Source organism: Clostridium drakei, assembly GCF_000633595.2.
GTDB lineage: Bacteria > Bacillota > Clostridia > Clostridiales > Clostridiaceae > Clostridium_AM > Clostridium_AM drakei.
Genome location: NZ_JIBU02000057.1, coordinates 1 through 20,362, shown reverse-complemented (window position 1 = coordinate 20,362; position 20,362 = coordinate 1). Strand labels below are relative to the sequence as shown.

The following is a 20,362-nucleotide window of genomic DNA, read 5'->3' as shown; positions in this document are numbered from 1 at the left end:
TTGTATTTGATTTAATATATCTTCAATAAGCATATCGTTCACTTCTTTTATTAAATATAGTACAATCATCATAAGTACTGGATAATAACTTTAAATTTTGGATATTATTGGTTCAAACTTTCTATATATATGATCATTAATTTGAAAATAATTTTAGAAAATATTTAGAAAATTATTTCTAAAATTAAGAACTTATTTTTAAATTTTTTAAAAATAAAAAAATACAGAGGAAATTTATATTTTGTGTAGAATAGTGTAAAAATATAAATATTTTTAGACCAATAGCAGTATTTGAGAGCATCATAATATATTTAATAAGGAAGGAGTATGATTATAATAAGACATAAAGTTTTTATCATAGTGTTTTTTATAATTTTAACTTATTTATTAGACAACAATTTTGGGAAAGTGGTATTTGCTGAAAATAAAGAAAGTGTGAGTGTAAATAGTGGGGCTGTTTATAATATGCCAATTAATAATGGGAAGAAATTAGATAGAACAATAATAATAGGTGATGATAAAGATTATCCACCGTACAGTTTTATAGATGAAAAGGGCAATCCAGCTGGTTTTGATATAGAACTTGCTAAGGCTGCAGCGGAAAATATGGGATTCAAGGTGAAAATTAAATTGGGTGTCTGGAGTGAAATTAGAGATGAGCTTGAAAATGGGAAAATAGATGTCATAGCAGGTATGTTTTATTCTGAGGATAGGGAAAAAAATTATTCTTTTACAACAAAAAGTACAATAACTAGTGCAGATGTATTTACGAGAAATGGTAAAAGTGTAAAGGATATGAGTGATCTGAAAGGAAAGACAGTAGTAGTTGAAGCGGATGAAATATCAGGAGAATATCTAAAAAAACAAAACCTTGGAATCAACTTTATTGAAGTTAAATCAGCTGAGGATGCACTTAAGCTTGTATCTATAAATAAATATGATTATTCGGTAGTCCCTACTGTAATAGGGAATTATTTTATAAAAAAAGATAAATTTTCAAATTTAAAGAGCAATGGGCTAGCTATTAATTCTGATGATTATTGTTTTGCTGTAAAAAAGGGAAATGATGATTTATTATTTGCTCTTAATGGTGGATTACAAATACTAAAGGCTACAGGAAAATATGATGAAATGTATGATAAATGGTTAGGTGTTTATGAAGAAAAAAACTTTTATGAGACAGTAATAAAAAATATTTGGCTAATATCAGCATTAGCAGCAAGCATATTTTTATTATTATTGTGGAACATAACTCTTAAAAAAAGGGTTTCTATACGTACTAAAGAATTATTAGAAGCAAATGAAAATTTGAATAAAAATAAACAGGAGCTTTTGATATCAAATGAAGAGATAGAGGCTTCATATAATGAATTGGTTGCAATAGAGGAAGAACTTCGAAATCAATATGAAATGTTAATGGAAAGTGAAGATAATTTAAAGAAAAGTGAGGAACGAAATAGAGCAATAGTAACTGCGATACCTGATATTATATTTGTTGTGGATGAAAATGGGGTTTTTAAAGATTGTCAGACAAAAGATACTTCTGTTTTAATAAAGCCTAAAGACGAGTTCATTGGAAAAACTCTTTGGGAGGTGCTTCCGTCCAAGATATCTGAAATTGCTTATATTAAAATTAAAGTAGCTCTTGAGAACAATTCTGTGGAAAGCTTTGGATATGAAATTGGTACAGGAGTAGGTAAAAAATATTATGAACTTAGAATAGCTAAATGCAGAAAAAATGAAGTTATTGCAATAAGTAGAGATGTCACAGTTGAAAGAAAAGGTCAAAAAGAAATTGAATTTTTAAGTTATAATGATCAACTTACAGGATTACATAATAGAAGATTTTTTGAAGAAGAACTTAAACGATTAGACAATAGTGAAAGTCTTCCTTTTACTATTGTTATGGCTGATGTTAATGGATTAAAACTAATAAATGATTCGTTTGGACATGCTGTTGGGGATGAATTATTAAAAAAGGTATCATCGGTAATGGTTCGAGGCTGTGGTGATAATGGAATAATAGCACGTGTAGGGGGAGATGAATTTGTAATATTGCTGCCAAGAACAAGTGCTCTTGAAACAGAAGAAATACTTAAGAATATTTCCGAATTAGCTTCAAAGGAAGAGGTAGCATCAATAAAGCTTTCAATTTCTTTTGGATTCGCTACAAAACATCATAATGAAGAGGATATATTTGAAATATTGAAAAAATCAGAGGATTTTATGTATAAAAAGAAGCTTTTTGAAAGTCCTAGCATAAGAGCAAAAACAATTGCTACTATTATAAATACGCTTCATGAAAAAAATAAAAGAGAAGAACAGCATGCTCACAGAGTATCTGATTATTGTAAATTTTTAGGCAAAGCCATGAATTTATCAGATGATGAAATACAAGAATTGAAAACTGTAGGATTATTGCATGATATAGGAAAAATTGCTATACGTGAAGATATTTTAAATAAATCTGGAAATCTCACTGCCGAAGAATGGCAAGAACTTAAACGTCACCCGGAAATAGGATACCGTATTCTAAGTTCTGCTAATGATATGGCAGAAATAGCGGAGTATGTTTTGGCACATCATGAAAGATGGGATGGAAATGGCTATCCTAAAGGTCTTAAAGGAGAACAAATTCCATTAAAATCAAGAATAATTGCAATAGCTGATGCCTTTGATGCTATGATCAGTGAGAGGCCTTACAAAAATTCTTTATCAAAAGAAGAGGCTGTAAAGGACCTTATTGATAATGCAGGTATTCAGTTTGATCCAGAACTTGTGAAGGTATTTGCTGAAAAGGTAGTTTGAATTTCTAATGATCAATTCAATAAAAATGGAATACCTTTATTAAGTATTAGTAGCACCATAAATGAAATATAATTTATTTTTTATATATTATGTATTGCATATAAGCTATTTTTGTTATATAGTATATAACATATAATAAAGTGTGTAGCACATATTAAAAATTAAAGTATTTACATTAGGGGGTTACTATTTGTATGGAAACTAGAAAATATGTATATCTTTTTAACGAAGGAAATGCAAATATGAGAAATTTACTTGGCGGGAAAGGGGCAAATCTTGCTGAGATGAAAAATTTAGGAATGCCTGTTCCAGAAGGATTTACATTGTCTACAGAAGCTTGTACAAAGTACTACGAAGATGATAAAAAGTTATCAGAAGAAGTGATGAATCAAGTTTATGAAGCACTTATTAAGATTGAAGAAACAACTGGTAAAAAGTTTGGAAGTGTAGATAATCCTTTACTTGTTTCAGTTAGATCTGGAGCTAGAGTTTCTATGCCAGGAATGATGGATACAATATTAAATTTAGGATTAAATGATGAAACTGTAGAAGGCTTAAGTAAGTTAACAGGTAATGAGAGATTTGCTTATGACTCATATAGAAGATTTATTCAAATGTTTTCTGATGTTGTTATGGGAATTGAAAAGAGAAAATTTGAAGATATTCTTGATGAAGTCAAAACACTTAAGGAAGCTAAATTTGATAATGAATTAACTGCATCAGATTTAAAAGATATTGTTGATAAATACAAAGATTTATATAGTAAAGAAATGGGTGTGAATTTCCCACAAAATCCAAAGGAACAGTTGTTAGAAGCTATAACAGCTGTATTCAGATCATGGGACAATCCTAGAGCTGTAGTTTATAGAAGATTGAATGATATTCCAAGAGAATGGGGAACAGCTGTTAATGTTCAATCAATGGTATTTGGCAATATGGGAGAAACTTCAGGAACAGGTGTTGCATTTACAAGAAATCCTGCCACTGGAGAAAAGGCTGTATTTGGTGAATACTTAATAAACGCACAGGGAGAAGATGTAGTTGCAGGAATAAGAACTCCTCAACCAATAACAAAATTAGAACAGGATTTACCTGAGTGCTATAAACAATTTATGGAAATAGCAGAAAGATTGGAAAAGCATTATAAAGATATGCAGGATATGGAGTTTACCATTGAACAAGGGAAACTATACTTCCTTCAAACTAGAAATGGTAAGAGAACAGCTCAAGCTGCATTAAAGATTGCTGTGGATTTAGTAGCAGAAGGTCTTATTACAAAAAAAGAAGCAATATTAAAGGTTGAGCCTAAGCAGTTAGATTCCCTTTTACACCCTAATTTTGATCAAAGTGAATTAAAAAATACTGAGATTATAGGAAAGGGTTTACCAGCTTCACCAGGTGCTGCTTGTGGTAAGGTTTATTTTACTGCAGAAGATGCTAAGAGACATCATGAAGAAGGTGAAAAAGTAGTACTTGTAAGACTTGAAACATCTCCAGAAGATATAGAAGGAATGGTTGCAGCTGAAGGTATACTTACAGCAAGAGGAGGAATGACTTCTCATGCAGCAGTTGTTGCAAGGGGAATGGGAACCTGCTGTATAGCTGGATGTGCTGATTTGAAAATAAATGAAGCAGATAGTACATTTGAATTAAATGGAAAGATATATAAGGAGGGTGATTATATATCTTTAGATGGTAGCACAGGAAATGTTTATGGTCAGGCGATAAAAACTACTGGCAATGAAATAAGTGGGGATTTTAAAACCTTTATGATTTGGGCTGATGAAATAAGAAAGTTGAAAATTAGAACTAATGCTGATACACCTAGAGATGCTAAAAATGCTGTTAATTTTGGTGCAGAAGGCATAGGACTTTGCAGAACTGAGCATATGTTTTTTGATGAAGATAGAATACCAAAAGTTAGAGAAATGATAGTTTCAGAAACAGAAATGCAGAGAAGAAAAGCACTTAATAAATTGCTTCCAATGCAGAGAGAAGATTTTATAGGAATTTATGAGGCTATGGAAGGAAAACCGGTAAATATAAGATTATTAGATCCACCACTTCATGAATTTTTGCCTCAAGAGGATGAAGATATAGAAGATTTAGCTAAGGAAATGGGACTTAAATTTGAAAGCTTAAAAGCAACAATTGAAGGTTTACATGAAGTTAATCCTATGATGGGTCATAGAGGCTGCCGTCTTCCTGTATCATATCCAGAAATGGCAGAAATGCAGGCTAGAGCTATAATAGAAGCAGCTATAGATGTTAAGAAGAGAAAAGGCTATGATATAGTACCAGAAATAATGATACCTCTTGTTGGGGAAATAAAAGAATTAAAATTTGTAAAGGATATAGTGGTTAAAGTTGCTGAAGAAGTAATTGCCAGTGAGAAAATAGATTTAAAATATTTAGTAGGTACTATGATAGAAATACCAAGAGCGGCTATTACAGCAGATGAAATAGCAAAGGAAGCTGAATTCTTCTCCTTTGGAACAAATGATTTGACTCAAATGACCTTTGGTTTTTCAAGAGATGATGCTGGTAAATTCTTAGGGGACTATTATGATAAAAAGATATACGAATTTGATCCATTCCAAAAATTAGATCAAATAGGTGTGGGTAAACTTGTTAAGATGGCAGTACAACTTGGAAAACAAACAAGACCAGATATTCATCTTGGAATATGTGGTGAGCATGGTGGAGATCCATCTTCTATAGAATTTTGCCATAATGTTGGATTAGATTATGTGTCTTGTTCACCGTTTAGAGTTCCAATAGCAAGACTTGCTGCTGCTCAAGCTGAAGTTAAAAATCCGAGAACAATCCAATAAATAAAATTAATAGTATAATTTTAATCTGAAAACTTCATACAATGGACGGTTGAATAAGGATTATGATGCTATAAAAAGGATAGAGTATTGTGACTTAATTTCATTAATGATTTTAAGTAAAATACTCTATTTTTTTATTTTTTTGAAAGTGATGAAATAAAGTCATCTATCATAGATTCAAAGCTTTCATCTAAAGTTACTTTATTATTATGAAAATATCCAAATGAATATAACGAGACAAAACCATGCAAAAGACTTCTTAAAGTTCGGCTCTTATGAACTAAACGAATTTCATCCTTAATGTAAAATTCTAAAATCTGACGAATGATGCGAGAGGTTTCCTTAGCCAAATTAAATAACTCTGAGTTTTCAGTACTTGGAATACTCATAAAAAGTCTATAAGCAGTCGTATTTTCAAAAGCAAACTCTTTATAAATCTTAGCATATTCTTTTATGGCCTCATCACCGCTCTTACCAATCAGCCTCTTCATTAATTTTTGATTTAATTCATTTAAAAGATATACTGTCATTTCTATTTTTAGGTTATCCATATTAGTAAAATGATTATATAAAGAAGGATATTTTATATTCAATTTTTTAGCGATTTTTTGGAAAGTAAGTTGATTAAGACCAATTTCATCTGCCAAAGAAAAAGAAACCTGAATAATTTTTTCTTTGGTTAAATTTCTTTTTTGCATTCACTTCTCACCTCTCACCTCTATAATCTTAAGTTATAACAGTAGTTTAACATTATAAAATATATTTATCAAACTATATTTATAACTATTAAACTATAAAATATAGTTTACAAACTACATTTTATAGTTTATAATCAAATTGAAGATAGCAATAATGCAACTAGAAAGAAGAAATAATATATACTTTATCATTGCCCCCGTTGTTTATTAATATTTTATTACGTATTTATATGTATTGATGGCACTTTTTATAGATTGATTATTATTTAAAAAAATCTTATTACTAATTAAGTTATACAAAAGAAAGGAGTAGATTTATGGAAATGTGGAGAAAAAATTTAATAGTATGTTGGTTTGGAATATTTGTGGCTGCTATAGGAATGAGTCAGATTGCACCAGTATTACCACTCTATATACAACATCTTGGAATTCAAGATACAGCAACAATTACAAAAATTTCAGGAATTGCCTTTGGTATTACATTTATAATTTCAGCTATTTTTTCACCAATTTGGGGAAGCGCAGCTGATAAATATGGGCGAAAGCCAATGATACTTAGAGCAAGTCTTGGTATGGCAATAACCATAGGCTGTATGGGATTTGCGCCAAATGTATATGTACTTATAGGTTTAAGACTACTTCAAGGAGCAATAACAGGTTATGGTACGGCTTGCACTGCATTGATTGCAACTCAAACTGATAAGGAACATGCGGGATACGCGTTAGGTACATTATCAACAGCAAGTATTGCAGGTTCTTTACTAGGCCCAACAGTTGGTGGTTTTATAGATGAGATATTAGGACTACAAAGTGTATTTTTCATAACAGGGGCTTTACTTTTAATTTCATTTATTACAACGCTTATATTTGTAAAAGAATCCTTTGTTAGAGAAGAGAAAAATGTACTTACTATTAAAGAGGTATGGAGCACAGTCCCAGAAAAAAGCTTAACTGTTACGATGTTTGTAACATTTTTTATGTTATCTGTAGCATTATATTCCGTAGAACCAATTGTAACAGTATACGTTAAGCAGGTATCTAATAATAGTTCACATATTGCACTTTTAGCTGGACTTACATTTTCAGCTTCTGGCCTTGCAAATATAATTGCTGCTCCAAGGCTTGGAAAACTTTCAGATAAAATAGGAGCTCATAAAGTGATATTAGCATGTCTTATAGGTGCAGGAATCATTTTTATACCACAAGCTTTTGTGCAAAATACTTGGCAGTTAATGGGACTTCGATTTTTATTAGGACTAGCATCTGCAGGGCTTATCCCATCTGTCAATATCATATTAAAAAAGATCACTCCATCCTCTCTTACTGGTAGAGTATTTGGTTTGAGCATGGCAGCAGGATACTTGGGAGTATTTGGAGGTTCGGTTTTAGGAGGGCAGGTCGCAGGAATATTAGGTATGCAATATGTCTTTTTTATCACTAGTGCACTGTTACTTATAAATGCAATTTGGGTATACTTTAAGGTTTATAAAAAACTCAATTTAAATGAATAATATTATTAAATTGTTGGATGATTAATTTTTATAATAAGTATTAAACAATTCTTATTTAATAAATAATTAATTCTATAAAAAATAAAATTAAAAAGGAGATATGAATATGGAAAATCTAAAATTAAATGAAAATAAATTTATTAATGCAGAAAAAAGCGCTCTTGTACTCATAGACTTACAAAATGGAATTACAGCTATGGGAGTTTCTACTTCACCTTATACAAGTGAAGAGGTTATTCAAAATGCAAGCAAGTTAGTTAATGCGTTTAGTGAGAAAGGAGCTTTTATAGTTCTTGTAAGAGTTTCTACTATGGACGGTAAAGATATGGTTAAACCAAAAACGGATTTAAAAGCTACTGGAATGAAATATTCAGAAGGCTGGGATAACCTTATACCTGAAATAGCTACTACAAAGAATGCACATATTGTTACAAAGAGACAATGGGGGGCTTTTTATGGTACTGATTTAGATCTACAATTAAGACGCAGAGGAATTGATACAATAGTATTAGGTGGAGTGTCTACTAACATTGGTGTAGATACTACAGCAAGAGAAGCATATCAACACGGTTATAATCAAATTTTTGTAGAGGATGCAATGACAGCAGTAACAAAAGAAGAACATGATTATGTTTGTAAATACATCTTCCCTAGAATAGGGAAAATTAGAACTACAAAAGAAATAGTTTCATCATTAAAATAAAATGGAAACCCAAATATTGAAAAAGATTGGAGGACTAAGATGAAAATTAAATGGTTTGGCCAATCATGTTTTATGATAACATCTAGAAGTGAAATAAAAGTATTAACAGACCCATATAAGAAAATGTTTGGCTATAAATTGCCTGAGGAAATAGAAGCTAATATAGTATCTACAAGTCACAATCATAGTGATCATAATAATATAAATGCAGTCAGGAGTAGTTTTGTACACATAAGTAAGCCAGGCGATTTTTCAAAACATGGAATAGAAATAAAAGGTATCCAAACATTTCATGATAAAACATCTGGATCTAAGAGAGGGAAAAACACTGTATATAACTTCAATATTGATGATATAAATATTTGTCACTGTGGTGACCTTGGACATGTTCTAAATTCCAATCAGATAGCGGAGATAGGAAATGTAGACATACTAATTCTCCCTGTTGGTGGTTTAGCCACAATTAATGCATTTGATGCTGTTCAAGTAATGAAGCAGTTAAACCCAACAATTGTTATACCTATGCACTACAGAACAAAAGCACTAGGGCTAATGGGGTATATCTTTGGTAAGGTTGATAAATTCATTTCAGCTTCAGGACTAAAAGCAAAAGAGTATGAGGAACTTGAATTGAACAAAGCAAATATTAAAGATTATTCAGGGATTGTTGTGCTTAAATATGATTAAAATTTGCTTTTGAGAATAGGATATACACTAATTGATAAAAAATGAAGTGGGTATTGCAATTTAAATCATTATTAATCTAAATTGCAATACCTTATTTATATTCAATAATCTAAGAATAGTTAATATTTTTATGCTTTTTGCTTGTAATATAATTTTTAGGTGCATTTTTATAGCAGAAAAAACTATTAAACTTGGTCAATGCGGAAAGCTCAACATTTAGGGTTGTTTGCTTTCTTTTTTTTATGAATACTAAATAGTCTTTATAATTATTAATTATTTCCATATTTAATTTCAAAAGCTTTTTGCCACTGCTGATATAGTACCAATTAATAAATTTTTGTATATATCTTGAATATGTTTTGATTGTACTAGAACTTTTATGTTCTTTATATAATAGATAGTTTTCAAATTTTTCTAACACTTATATTACCTCCATTCCGAACAAACATTATATGTCTAAGTTATTTTGCCTTTATTTAATACAATTACTATTATGCAAATTTATTCATAAAGGTCGTACCGGTCATACCAATTGCTTTCTTGAAGTTATTTTATCACTTTTTGCAGTACATTGCAATAAATAAAAAAGTATATTGCAATATACTGCAAAAAGTGGTAAAGTAGCATTATTGGTGGTATGACCGGTATAACCACTAATTTGCAAAATTTATATACTGATGGGTAGGTGATTTATTTGAAATATTTAATTCAATTAATGATTATTTTAGTTACATATTTTATAGGACAATTATTACAAACATTGTTTCATTTACCGATTCCGGCTGCTGTGATTGGGTTACTTTTACTTTTTCTTGCATTACAAATAGGAATTATAAAGGTTGAAATGATTGAGGATGTATGTGAATTTTTGATATCAAATATGTCGTTTTTGTTTATTCCCGCAGGAGTAGGTTTAATGACTGCATTTGGAATATTAAAGGGAAAATGGATAGTATTTATAGCTATTTTGATTATTTCAACAATAGTATTTTGGTTAATAACAGCGTATACAGTTAAATTTTTAAGAAAGGTGAATTTACATGAATGATATTATTAATTCTCCAGTATTTGGTGTGCTAATTTCGTTAATTGCTTATGCAATAGGAGTTTATATAAATAAAATAACAAAACTTTCAATTTTTAATCCTTTGCTAATTGCCATGATAATGTTAATTTTTTTACTAACAAAATTTCATATAAAGTATGAAGCTTTTAATAGTGGAGGACAACTTATATCATTCTTTTTGTATCCTGCAACGATTGCATTAGCTTTGCCTATGCATAAAAAATTCAATTTATTTAAAAAAAATGCGATACCTATACTTACAGGTATTTTATGTGGGAATGTATGTGGCATTACTTGTATAATTTTACTTTGTAAATTCTTTAATTTATCTGATGTGATAATAAAATCTTTAATGCCTAAATCTATTACTACACCAATAGGAATGGCCTTATCAAAACAATTAGGAGGATTGCCATCAATTACTGTTGTAGCAATTATACTTACTGGTGTAATCGGATCAATTATTGGACCTTATTTATATTCAATTTTTAAAATTAATGATAAGGTTGCAATGGGCATCGCTATGGGGGCCTCTTCTCATGCTGTTGGAACTGCAAAATCTATGGAAATTGGAGAAACTGAGGGGGCAATGAGTGGTTTGACCATGGCTCTCTCGGGAATCATTACTGTGTTTTTAGTTCCTATTATGTGGAATTTATTTTTTGTATTTATTAAGTAACTCTATTTGATAAATGGATAAGCTTGTTAAAATAATAGAAGAAATTTATAATAATAAGATAAAAAACTAAAAAATATCTTATGTTGGAGGAAAATTTTAATGCTTAATACAACAAAAAAAACAAGAGTATATGAAAAGGTAATAGAAAAGATTAAAGAGTTAATAGGAAAAGGTGAGTTGAAATGTGGAGATAAATTACCCTCTGAAAGAGAATTGTGTGAACAACTTAATGTGAGTAGAACATCCGTAAGAGAAGCTTTAAGAGTATTGGAAATATTAGGACTTATTGAATGCAAAATAGGTGAAGGAAATTTTGTAAAAGATAGCTTTGAGGATAGTTTGCTGGAACCACTTTCAATGACATTTATGCTTCATGGAAGCAAGACAGATGAAATTTTAGATTTAAGAAAGTTTACTGAACCTGGAATGGCAGCGTTAGCAGCAAAAAACATAAATGATGAGCAGCTTAAAGAAATAGAAGAACTAGTTAACTTATTAAATAGTACAGAGAATGAAGAAGAATGTGCAGAATTAGATAAAAAAATGCATTATAAAATTGTTCAGGCATCTGGAAACTACTTAGTTTCTACTATGATGTTTGCAGCATCTACTTTAGTAGAAACATATATTGAAAATGTGTTAACTAATATGTTTAGAAATGTAGAGAATAAAAATATAGTAAAAAAACAACATGAAGATATAATTCAGGCTATAAAAAAACATGATTCAGCTGCTGCATCTATGGCTATGCTAAAGCATCTGGAATATACAGATGGTTATATTAGTGAAATAATCAAAAATAAATGATGTTGAAAGATAAAAGAGTTGTTTATAAAACTTAATATTTTAACAGTTAACTAAGTTTTGTACAATGAACATAACGAAGGGAATGAGCATAAATATGAAGAGTTATAGAAATTCATCAGAAGTTGAAAATTCTATTAGTAAATTATTTAGTTCAATTGATAATTTGCTACGAGATGAGAAAGAAAGAAAATTTAGGATCAAATTAGGAAACAAAATAAAAGATTGTATTTTTACTGATGATATTATGAATGAGTTAAATGAAAATGATCTTTCAGGACTAATTGATGAAGAAGAAGAAATAGTATTTCTTTTTTCTATGTTATTTCCCGTATTTGTAGAGAATGAGGGAGTTACATTTAGATTATATAGACATAAAATTGAAGTTGATTTATCTGATGATATGAGGGATAGATATATTTATATATTTTCTGATGGAAGGTTGACATCAGGATTGTTTGAAAGTTTTAGACTTTATGATGATGAATATGTTTATGGAGTAAAGCGAATAATTAATGTAATTCCGCTGCTTAAAAGTGCAATTAAAGAAGCATTAATTGATTTTCAAGAAAATGGAAGTCGTCGCAAAGAAAAAATACAGAGTCTTAAAAATAAGGGGATAATAGCTAAAAAGAATTTTGATGAATTATCTGAGATGTTGAGAAGGAATAGATAACTTTGGATTTTGCTATTAATGCTACAGAATAGTATTTTTTAGAATGAATGTAATCTAGCAAAAATATAAAATAAAAGAGAGAAAAGATTGAATTTTAAAAAAGCTAATTACTTTTTATGTTAATTTATTCAATGCATAACATTGCAATAATTTGATTAAAATGTTAGTATAAATATGTATCATATATTCTGTAAATTATATTTATATTTTTAGGAGGGGATTGTTATGAATAAACCAGTTTTATCAGCACATTTTGAATCAAGAACGCCATCAGATGTCAGATTGGCACAAATGAAGTATGATGAGCGTGAAGTTAAACCAGAAGCCGTAATAAATGTAGGTATTGGAAATGTTTCACTTCCAACAAATCCTGCTATGCAGAAAAGGATGTTTGCACTTAATGCTCCTGAAAGCCCATTTGCAAATGGTGTTGTAAGATATTCAGGAACTGCTGGTTTTGAAGAATGCCAGAATGCATTTAAAAATATTCTTTCATGTGAAGGCTTTGATACTAGTAAATTATTAGTTCAAGTAACAGATGGTGGATCAAGTGGTATGGAATTAGTATTACTTGGTGTTTGCGGACCTGCAGGTACTAATGAAAAGCCTTTTATGATGATAGACCCAGCATACACAAACTATATTTCTTTTGCAGAAAGAATTGGACGTAAAACGATTACAGTAAAACGTGCATTGGGTGAGGATGGAAAGTTTAGTCTTCCAAAACTTGATGAAATTGAAGAAAATATTAAAAAGAATAATCCTGGAGCACTTCTTGTTATACCTTATGACAACCCTACAGGACAGCTTTATGATTATGAGACACTTAAAGGACTTGCTGCATTATGTGTAAAATATAATATGTGGATGGTTAGTGATGAAGCTTATCGTGAACTATACTATACAGGTGATAACAGTCTAGTAAGTATATGGGGAATTACAGATGCAGATGTACCTGGTATAGAAGGAAGAAGAATAAGCTTAGAGACAACATCGAAGGTATGGAATGCATGTGGTTTAAGAATCGGTGCTGTAATTACTGATAATCCAGAATACCATGAGCGTTCAATAGCTGAATATACTGCAAATCTTTGTGCTAATGTAATTGGTCAGTACATATTTGGAGCATTGGCACATGAAAGCAAAGAAAGTATTGCTTCATGGTGCAAGAGTCTTCGTGAATACTATAAAGATATTATATTCAAAGTATATAATGGTTTGAAGGAGCAGGAACCAGGCTTAATCGTTTCCAGCCCTGACGCATCTATATACTCAGTAATTGACGTCAGAAATGTTGTAAAACCAGGATTTGATGCAATTGACTTTGTTCTTTATTGTGCACAAAAAGGATCTGTAGACTACAAAGGAGTTCAGACAACTCTTCTAGTAGCACCTTTAAAAGGTTTCTATGATATTGCATCAGGAGAAAATAACCCAGGAAGTACTCAATTCCGTATTTCTTTCGTAGGAACTCCTGAAGACATGATGAAAGTTCCAGAATTATTTGTTAAACTTTTAAAACAGTACGAAGCAAGCCGTTAATATAATATATAAACAGAAAAGTATGCTTTCCCTCAGACTTAGTCTGAGGGAATTTTTGACGTTTAAAAAATTGAAATTAGTAGAGTGGGTTGAAAACTAATCTATTAACTCTTAATTAAAAAAATTGAGGTATTAATAAATTTTAACCTATAAATTGTAAGTAGAAAATAATAACTTATGAAAAAAAAGAGATTTAGTGTATAATGGAAAAAAAGGTTTTAGAATATAAGCTAAAATGAAAGCTGTCAGAAAATATTGATGATAGTAGATATATTTTTAAAGGTAGAAACATATGAAAAAGGGAGGAAGATAAATGCGTAACGAAAAGACAGTTGGTGTGATATATGCAGTTGCAGCATATACATTATGGGGTGTTTTGACCATATATTGGAAGCTGATAAATGGCGTATTTCCAATAGAAATTTTATCCAACAGAATTGTATGGGCTTTTGTATTTACAATTGCAATTGTTGCAGTAACTAAACAATGGGAAGAGTTAAAGCGTATAGTCAAGGATAAGAAGCAAATGCTTTATATATTTATTGCATCTATTCTCATTGCTTTTAATTGGGGATTATATATTTGGGCTGTTAATTCAAATAAGATTATTGATGCAAGCTTAGGGTATTATATTAATCCATTGGTTGCAGTAGCCTTAGGAGTAGTTGTTTTCAAGGAAAAGTTGAGTTTATGGCAGGGAATTGCTATTTCTACTGCTTTTTTTGGAGTTATAATTAAAACATTGCAATATGGTAAAATTCCATGGGTTTCACTAGGATTAGCTATTTCTTTTGGGTTATATGGTGCAATGAAGAAGTTTGTTAAAGCTAATTCTATAGTTGGGCTAACTTTAGAGACAACCATGATTACTCCAATTGCAGCAATATATATAGCATCAAGGCAATTTAGTGGATTAGGTGCTTTTGGTAGAGAAAGTACAGTAGTAATACTTTTGCTTATAGGATCTGGAGTAGTTACAGCTGTTCCCCTGCTGCTCTTTGCAAGTGCAGCAAGAAGATTACCTTTGTCAGTCATTGGATTTACACAATATATTTCACCAACCATAAGCTTGTTTATTGGAATTTTTATGTATCACGAAGGTTTTACAAGTATAGATATGATAAGTTTTGTATTTATATGGTCAGCACTAGTGATGTATTCTCTTTCACAAATAAGCTTAAATAAAGATTGACAAGCTATATGTTGTAGTATGAGGTGAATAATATGGAAAATTATGAAGAATTTATAACTTATGCTTGGAATGAATTTATTAATCAAGGACATATAGATCCTAAGGTAAGGATGGAAATAGCAGAATCATGGAAAAGGTGTATGAATTATGAAGTAAGCCCTATGAATGGAAATGGAAATGATAAATATAAAGCTTCAGAAAAATTAAAGGTTGAAGAAAATGCACAGTTAATTTCAGTGGCACATCCTATAATTGAGAATATATACAACATTGTTAAAGGCTCAGGCTTTGCCATAATGCTTGCAGATAAAGATGCATATATAATGGATATAATTGGTGATGACGATATTATGAAGATGGCAGATGATCTAAACTTCGTTAAAGGACAGCTTTGGACAGAAAATGCTGTTGGAACTAACGCTATTGGAACAGCATTGTTTTTAGATAAGCCAGTACAAACTATAGGAGCTGAACATTTTGGAATACATCAACATAGTTGGACTTGTTCCTGTTCACCTATTCATGATGAAGAGGGTAATATAATAGGATTTATTAATATGTCAGGAAATGTTCATAGTGCTCATTCTCATACGCTTGCTATGGTTACATCTGCAGCTCAGCTAATAGAAAAGCAGATGGCACTTACCATTTCAAATAAGCTTATGAATATTACTTTTGATTCTATATGTGAAGGTATGATTGTTATAGATGAAAATTTAAATATTAAAAGAGTAAATGATAGAGCTATTGAAATATTAGATATAGACCATAAAGAAATAGTAAAAATGAATATTAGACAGTTAATGAGTAGTGTGAACTTTAATGAAATAATAAATGAAAATATTATATCCTACAATAATGTAGAGTGTGATTTTTATATAAATAAGAAAAGAGTTAAATGTATCATAAATGCTGTACCAATGAAAGTAACAGATAAGGTTATAGGAATAGTTATAACCTTTAGAGAAGTGCAAGATGTTCATAAATTAGTAAGTAAGGTAATTGGCTATAGTGCTTCTTATAATTTCAATGATTTTATAACTGAAAATAAAAGAATGAAAGAAATAATAAACTTTTGTAAAAAAATAGCTAGAAGCCATAGTAATGTTCTTATTGAGGGCGAAAGTGGTACGGGTAAGGAACTTATAGCCCAATCCATTCATAATTATAGTGAAAGAAGAGAAGGACCTTTTGTTGCTGTAAATTGTGCTTCCATACCTAGAGAGCTAGTGGAAAGTGAACTCTTTGGATATGAAAAAGGAGCTTTTACTGGAGCTTCTAAGGAAGGTCATCCTGGAAAATTTGAAATTGCAAATGGAGGTACAATATTTTTAGATGAAATTGGAGAGTTGCCATTAGATATACAAAGCAAATTATTAAGGGTGCTTGACAATAATAAGATTATAAGAGTTGGTGGAACTTATGAAAAACAATTGGATATAAGAGTGGTAGGTGCTACTAATAGAAATTTAAAAGAAGAAATAAAAAGGAAGAACTTTAGAGAAGATCTTTATTATAGATTGAATGTGATGAGTATAAAAACTATAGCTTTAAATGAAAGAAAAGAAGATATAGATGTGTTAGTTAGGTATTTTGTGGAGATTTTAAATGCCAAAAGTAAGGATCAACATAAAAAAGTAAATAAAAATTATATAGATAAATTAAAAAAGTATAATTGGCCAGGTAATGTAAGAGAACTTAGAAATATAGTAGAGAGAGATTATTATTTAAGTGATGAGTATTTCGTTACTTCTTATGATGAAGAGCAAATAACATCTACTAATGATCTGGATATACACGATAAAAAGGAATCAAGTATCATTCCAATGCAAATATTAGAGAAAGAGACTATTGAAAATGCTATTAGGATTTGTGATGGTAACATAGTAAAAGCTGCAAATTATTTAAATATAAGTCGATCTACTTTATACAGAAAAATAAAAAGATATAATATTAACAATAATTAGATAAAAGTGTGTCAAAATGAGAAAAACAATTTTTGCCTGTCAATATGATACAGTTTTAAATGTGTCAATATGATACATTTAAAATGAAAAGAGCTTGATAATGAGCTCTTTTTATTTTGGCATGCTATTTGCTAAGTATATATGTGAATGAATTAACAATTATATTAAATTTGGAGGTAATATTATGAAAGCAGCATTATGGTATGATAAGAAAGATGTTAGAATTGAAGAAATTGAAGAACCAAAGGTAGTAAAGGGATCAGTAAAAATAAAGGTTAAATGGTGTGGAATTTGTGGTTCTGATTTGCATGAATATTTGGGAGGTCCTATATTTATTCCAGTAGGACAACCTCATCCTCTAAGTGGTAATGTAGCTCCTGTAGTTTTAGGTCATGAATTTTCAGGAGAAGTTGTGGAAATAGGTGAAGGAGTAAGTAATTTCAATGTTGGAGATAGAGTAGTTGTTGAACCAATTGTGGCTTGTGGTAAATGTCCAGCATGTAAAGAAGGAAAATATAATCTTTGTTCATCTCTAGGTTTCCATGGACTTTGTGGAAGCGGTGGTGGATTTGCAGAATATACTGTATTCCCAGAAGAATTTATTCATAAAATTCCAGATAATATGTCTTACGAACAAGCTGCATTAATAGAACCTATGGCAGTAGCACTTCATTCAATAAGAATCGCTAATTTTAAGACTGGAGATACAGCTTTAGTATTAGGATCAGGTCCAATAGGTCTTGCAACTATTGAATGTTTAAAAGCAGCTGGTGCTAAACTTGTAGTTGTTTTACAAAGAAAATCAGTAAGACAGGAGTATGCAAAAAGAGCTGGTGCAGACGTAGTTCTGGATCCAAATGAAGTTAATATAGCTGAAGAGGTTAAAAAGCTCACAGGTGGAGTTGGTGTTGATGCAGCTTTTGAAACTACTGGTGCTAAGATAGGATTTGATACTGGACTTGACTCATTGAAGTTTGAAGGAACTATGGTAATAACAAGTATTTGGGAAGGCGAGACAAGCTTTAATCCTAATGTTTTAGTATTCTCTGAAAAGAAAATAGTTGGAACATTAGCTTATAGACATGAGTTCCCAGCAACAATTGCACAAATGAGTGATGGAAGAATAAAAGCAGAAGGATATATTACAAAGAAAGCACTATTAGATAATATAGTAGAAGAAGGCTTTGGTGCTTTAACTGGACCAGAAAAGAAATCACATGTAAAAATACTTATAACTCCAGATAAATCACTTTTATAGAAATTTTATATTTGATAATATAGGTATTTATGAGAAAAAAGCAAACCGCCAGTTTTATATCGGCGGTTTCTATTAATGTTAGAATAGATTTCTATTCTTTTTTTGTGTCATGAAAGAGTTTAAAATTTGTTCAATATATCCAAGTGTTTTTTGTGATACATCGTCTACATTTAATTGGTTTTCTGAATTTAAAACTTTTACCAGCATTCCATTATACAATAGTATTGTCAGTTCATTAATATCATTTAAATCTGACTTGTTTAAATAGCCTTCTGGTTCAATTTTTGATAATAATACTAAATTTCGTGCATATAAATCGGTACTTAAAAGCATTGGCATCAGTTCATCTAGTTGTCCAACTAGTTCTTCAGGAAAAATGGAATAATACTCTTTAATTATTTGTGACATGGAATTGCTATGGTTTCCAAAAAAAATATTGTTATATATTTGAGGGCGTGAAAAAGAATATCTGCAAAAACATTCCCATATTTTATAATACTTTTCAAGGCTGTTATTTGCTGATTTTATGTGTTCTTTTAAGTTTAATATATATTCTCTAAGATGCCTTATTGAGGCAAAGAGTATAAGTTCATCTAGGCTTTTAAAATAGTTGTAAATGGTAGCACTGTTATATCCTGCCAAATCGGCAACTTTTCTTATGGTAACAAATTCAATTCCTTCTTCATCCATAATTTGAACAGCAGCATCAATAAAATAACTCATATTTCTATATCTTTTTAATTCTCTTTTATCCATTTTGTCCTCCAGAAATGTTTAATTTATATGTTCTATTCTATTATAACATATAGTAAGCTTATTACTCAATCTTATAGAGTGTATTTGAAAATTCTATAACACAATATTTTGAAACGCAGGCACTGCAACCGTTTTCGACTTTATTGGGATTTGTAATAGAATGAATTTGATAATTTAATAACAAACAATCACGATTATAACGTAATCACGATTGAAAATGCAAATGCAATGTGATACTATTTACTCAAATAGTACTATTTAAACAATTCAAATAATTTAAAAGTAATCTTAATAGTAGGGGAGGTACAATAATGAAACTTGAAATTGGAAATTTTCATGTTAAGGATATTATTTTTGGTGAAACAACAAGCTATAAAGAGGGCATTTTAACAATTAACAAAAAAGAAGCTTTAGATTATGTACTGGAAGATGAACATATTACTGAGGCAGATCTTTTAATTGTAAAGCCTGGAGACAAAGTTCGTCTTGTTCCTGTAAAGGAAGCTGTTGAATGCAGAGTTAAGGTTGATGGAAGCACATTATTTCCAGGAGTAACTGGAGATGTAGTACCAGTTGGAAGCGGTCGTACACATGCACTTAAAGATTGCAGCCTGCTTGTAGTTGGAAAACACTGGGGTGGATTCCAGGATGGATTAATAGATATGAGTGGCGAAGGTGCAAAATACACTTACTACTCACAGTTAAAAAACATAGTGCTTGTAGGAGATACAGATGAAGATTTCGAAAAGCATGAGCAGCAGAAGAAAAATAAGGCTCTAAGGTGGGCAGGACATAAACTGGCCGAATATATAGGAAACTGTGTTAAGGATTTAGAGCCTGAAGATATTGAAACTTTTGAATTAGATCCTATTATGAAAAGGCCTGAAGCTGTTAAGAAACTTCCAAGTGTGGTATTTGTAATGCAGCCTCAATCACAAATGGAAGAAATGGGGTATAATGATTTAGTTTATGGATGGGATGCAAATCATATGGTTCCAACCTTTATGCATCCAAATGAAGTATTGGATGGAGCTGTGATTTCAGGAAGCTTTATGCCATGTTCATCAAAGTGGTCAACCTATGATTTTCAGAATAATCCAACTATTAAAAGACTTTATGCAGAACATGGTAAAACACTTAACTTCTTAGGAGTTATAATGTCAAACCTTAATGTAGCACTA

Annotated in this window: 17 protein-coding genes; 14 read left to right on the top strand and 3 right to left on the bottom strand. The window is 30.5% G+C overall.

Translation table 11 applies throughout. The annotated features are described in order from the left end of the window. Window positions 1-327 precede the first annotated feature (327 nt). Window positions 328-2,808, top strand: a complete 2,481-nt coding sequence (locus tag EG57_RS0222320; RefSeq protein WP_032079307.1) for an HD domain-containing phosphohydrolase — start codon at window positions 328-330, stop codon at window positions 2,806-2,808. Between the two features lie 194 nt (window positions 2,809-3,002). After that, complete coding sequence (ppdK, locus tag EG57_RS0222315) at window positions 3,003-5,642, top strand: pyruvate, phosphate dikinase (RefSeq protein WP_032079306.1); 2,640 nt, start codon at window positions 3,003-3,005, stop codon at window positions 5,640-5,642. 134 nt (window positions 5,643-5,776) lie between these two features. Here ppdK and EG57_RS0222310 read toward each other — a convergent pair whose 3' ends face one another. Next, a complete protein-coding gene (locus tag EG57_RS0222310) occupies window positions 5,777-6,340 on the bottom strand; it encodes a TetR/AcrR family transcriptional regulator (protein WP_032079305.1) in 564 nt (187 codons plus the stop codon). A gap of 317 nt (window positions 6,341-6,657) precedes the next feature. Between EG57_RS0222310 and EG57_RS0222305 the strand changes: the two genes are divergently transcribed. From EG57_RS0222305 to EG57_RS0222295, 3 genes are all read left to right on the top strand, one after another. Beyond that, window positions 6,658-7,851: a multidrug efflux MFS transporter gene (locus tag EG57_RS0222305; RefSeq protein WP_032079304.1), complete on the top strand. Its 1,194-nt coding sequence runs from the start codon at window positions 6,658-6,660 to the stop codon at window positions 7,849-7,851. Window positions 7,852-7,957: 106 nt separating this feature from the next. Continuing rightward, window positions 7,958-8,554, top strand: a complete 597-nt coding sequence (locus EG57_RS0222300) for a hydrolase (protein WP_032079303.1) — start codon at window positions 7,958-7,960, stop codon at window positions 8,552-8,554. Window positions 8,555-8,593: 39 nt separating this feature from the next. Further along, window positions 8,594-9,241, top strand: a complete 648-nt coding sequence (locus EG57_RS0222295) for an MBL fold metallo-hydrolase (RefSeq protein ID WP_032079302.1) — start codon at window positions 8,594-8,596, stop codon at window positions 9,239-9,241. Window positions 9,242-9,350: 109 nt separating this feature from the next. Here EG57_RS0222295 and EG57_RS0222290 read toward each other — a convergent pair whose 3' ends face one another. Continuing rightward, window positions 9,351-9,662: a site-specific integrase gene (locus EG57_RS0222290; RefSeq protein WP_032079301.1), complete on the bottom strand. Its 312-nt coding sequence runs from the start codon at window positions 9,660-9,662 to the stop codon at window positions 9,351-9,353. Window positions 9,663-9,935: 273 nt separating this feature from the next. Here EG57_RS0222290 and EG57_RS0222285 point away from each other — a divergent pair, with 273 nt between their 5' ends. From EG57_RS0222285 to EG57_RS0222250, 8 genes are all read left to right on the top strand, one after another. After that, on the top strand, window positions 9,936-10,289 hold the full coding sequence (locus EG57_RS0222285; RefSeq protein ID WP_032079300.1) for a CidA/LrgA family protein: 354 nt from the start codon (window positions 9,936-9,938) through the stop codon (window positions 10,287-10,289). After that, on the top strand, window positions 10,282-10,986 hold the full coding sequence (locus EG57_RS0222280; protein ID WP_032079299.1) for an LrgB family protein: 705 nt from the start codon (window positions 10,282-10,284) through the stop codon (window positions 10,984-10,986). The genes EG57_RS0222285 and EG57_RS0222280 overlap by 8 nt, the downstream gene beginning before the upstream one ends. A 99-nt stretch (window positions 10,987-11,085) precedes the next feature. Next, a complete protein-coding gene (locus tag EG57_RS0222275; protein ID WP_032079298.1) occupies window positions 11,086-11,793 on the top strand; it encodes a FadR/GntR family transcriptional regulator in 708 nt (235 codons plus the stop codon). Between the two features lie 94 nt (window positions 11,794-11,887). Beyond that, on the top strand, window positions 11,888-12,466 hold the full coding sequence (locus EG57_RS0222270; protein WP_032079297.1) for a hypothetical protein: 579 nt from the start codon (window positions 11,888-11,890) through the stop codon (window positions 12,464-12,466). A gap of 225 nt (window positions 12,467-12,691) precedes the next feature. Then, window positions 12,692-14,008, top strand: coding sequence for a pyridoxal phosphate-dependent aminotransferase (locus tag EG57_RS0222265; RefSeq protein WP_032079296.1), 1,317 nt, complete (start codon window positions 12,692-12,694; stop codon window positions 14,006-14,008). Window positions 14,009-14,321: 313 nt separating this feature from the next. Beyond that, entirely contained in the window at window positions 14,322-15,200 is an 879-nt protein-coding gene (rarD, locus tag EG57_RS0222260) for an EamA family transporter RarD (protein ID WP_032079295.1), read from the top strand. 32 nt (window positions 15,201-15,232) lie between these two features. Then, window positions 15,233-17,167: a sigma-54-dependent Fis family transcriptional regulator gene (locus EG57_RS0222255; protein WP_032079294.1), complete on the top strand. Its 1,935-nt coding sequence runs from the start codon at window positions 15,233-15,235 to the stop codon at window positions 17,165-17,167. A gap of 184 nt (window positions 17,168-17,351) precedes the next feature. Continuing rightward, window positions 17,352-18,425 carry a 2,3-butanediol dehydrogenase gene (locus EG57_RS0222250; RefSeq protein ID WP_032079293.1) on the top strand — a complete coding sequence of 358 codons (1,074 nt, stop codon included), beginning with the start codon at window positions 17,352-17,354 and terminating at the stop codon, window positions 18,423-18,425. A 78-nt stretch (window positions 18,426-18,503) separates the two neighbouring features. Here EG57_RS0222250 and EG57_RS0222245 read toward each other — a convergent pair whose 3' ends face one another. Next, complete coding sequence (locus EG57_RS0222245) at window positions 18,504-19,181, bottom strand: TetR/AcrR family transcriptional regulator (RefSeq protein ID WP_032079292.1); 678 nt, start codon at window positions 19,179-19,181, stop codon at window positions 18,504-18,506. Window positions 19,182-19,492: 311 nt separating this feature from the next. On the opposite strand from EG57_RS0222245, the gene EG57_RS0222240 reads away from it, so the two are divergent. Continuing rightward, the coding region (locus EG57_RS0222240; protein WP_032079291.1) for a glycine/sarcosine/betaine reductase component B subunit at window positions 19,493-20,362 on the top strand (870 nt) is incomplete at its 3' end.

Coding starts and splice junctions, on each gene's coding strand:
- EG57_RS0222320 (WP_032079307.1), top strand. CDS start 328: ATGATTATAATAAGACATAAAGTTTTTATCATAGTGTTTTTTATAATT.
- ppdK (WP_032079306.1), top strand. CDS start 3,003: ATGGAAACTAGAAAATATGTATATCTTTTTAACGAAGGAAATGCAAAT.
- EG57_RS0222310 (WP_032079305.1), bottom strand. CDS start 6,340: ATGCAAAAAAGAAATTTAACCAAAGAAAAAATTATTCAGGTTTCTTTT.
- EG57_RS0222305 (WP_032079304.1), top strand. CDS start 6,658: ATGGAAATGTGGAGAAAAAATTTAATAGTATGTTGGTTTGGAATATTT.
- EG57_RS0222300 (WP_032079303.1), top strand. CDS start 7,958: ATGGAAAATCTAAAATTAAATGAAAATAAATTTATTAATGCAGAAAAA.
- EG57_RS0222295 (WP_032079302.1), top strand. CDS start 8,594: ATGAAAATTAAATGGTTTGGCCAATCATGTTTTATGATAACATCTAGA.
- EG57_RS0222280 (WP_032079299.1), top strand. CDS start 10,282: ATGAATGATATTATTAATTCTCCAGTATTTGGTGTGCTAATTTCGTTA.
- EG57_RS0222275 (WP_032079298.1), top strand. CDS start 11,086: ATGCTTAATACAACAAAAAAAACAAGAGTATATGAAAAGGTAATAGAA.
- EG57_RS0222270 (WP_032079297.1), top strand. CDS start 11,888: ATGAAGAGTTATAGAAATTCATCAGAAGTTGAAAATTCTATTAGTAAA.
- EG57_RS0222265 (WP_032079296.1), top strand. CDS start 12,692: ATGAATAAACCAGTTTTATCAGCACATTTTGAATCAAGAACGCCATCA.
- rarD (WP_032079295.1), top strand. CDS start 14,322: ATGCGTAACGAAAAGACAGTTGGTGTGATATATGCAGTTGCAGCATAT.
- EG57_RS0222255 (WP_032079294.1), top strand. CDS start 15,233: ATGGAAAATTATGAAGAATTTATAACTTATGCTTGGAATGAATTTATT.
- EG57_RS0222250 (WP_032079293.1), top strand. CDS start 17,352: ATGAAAGCAGCATTATGGTATGATAAGAAAGATGTTAGAATTGAAGAA.
- EG57_RS0222245 (WP_032079292.1), bottom strand. CDS start 19,181: ATGGATAAAAGAGAATTAAAAAGATATAGAAATATGAGTTATTTTATT.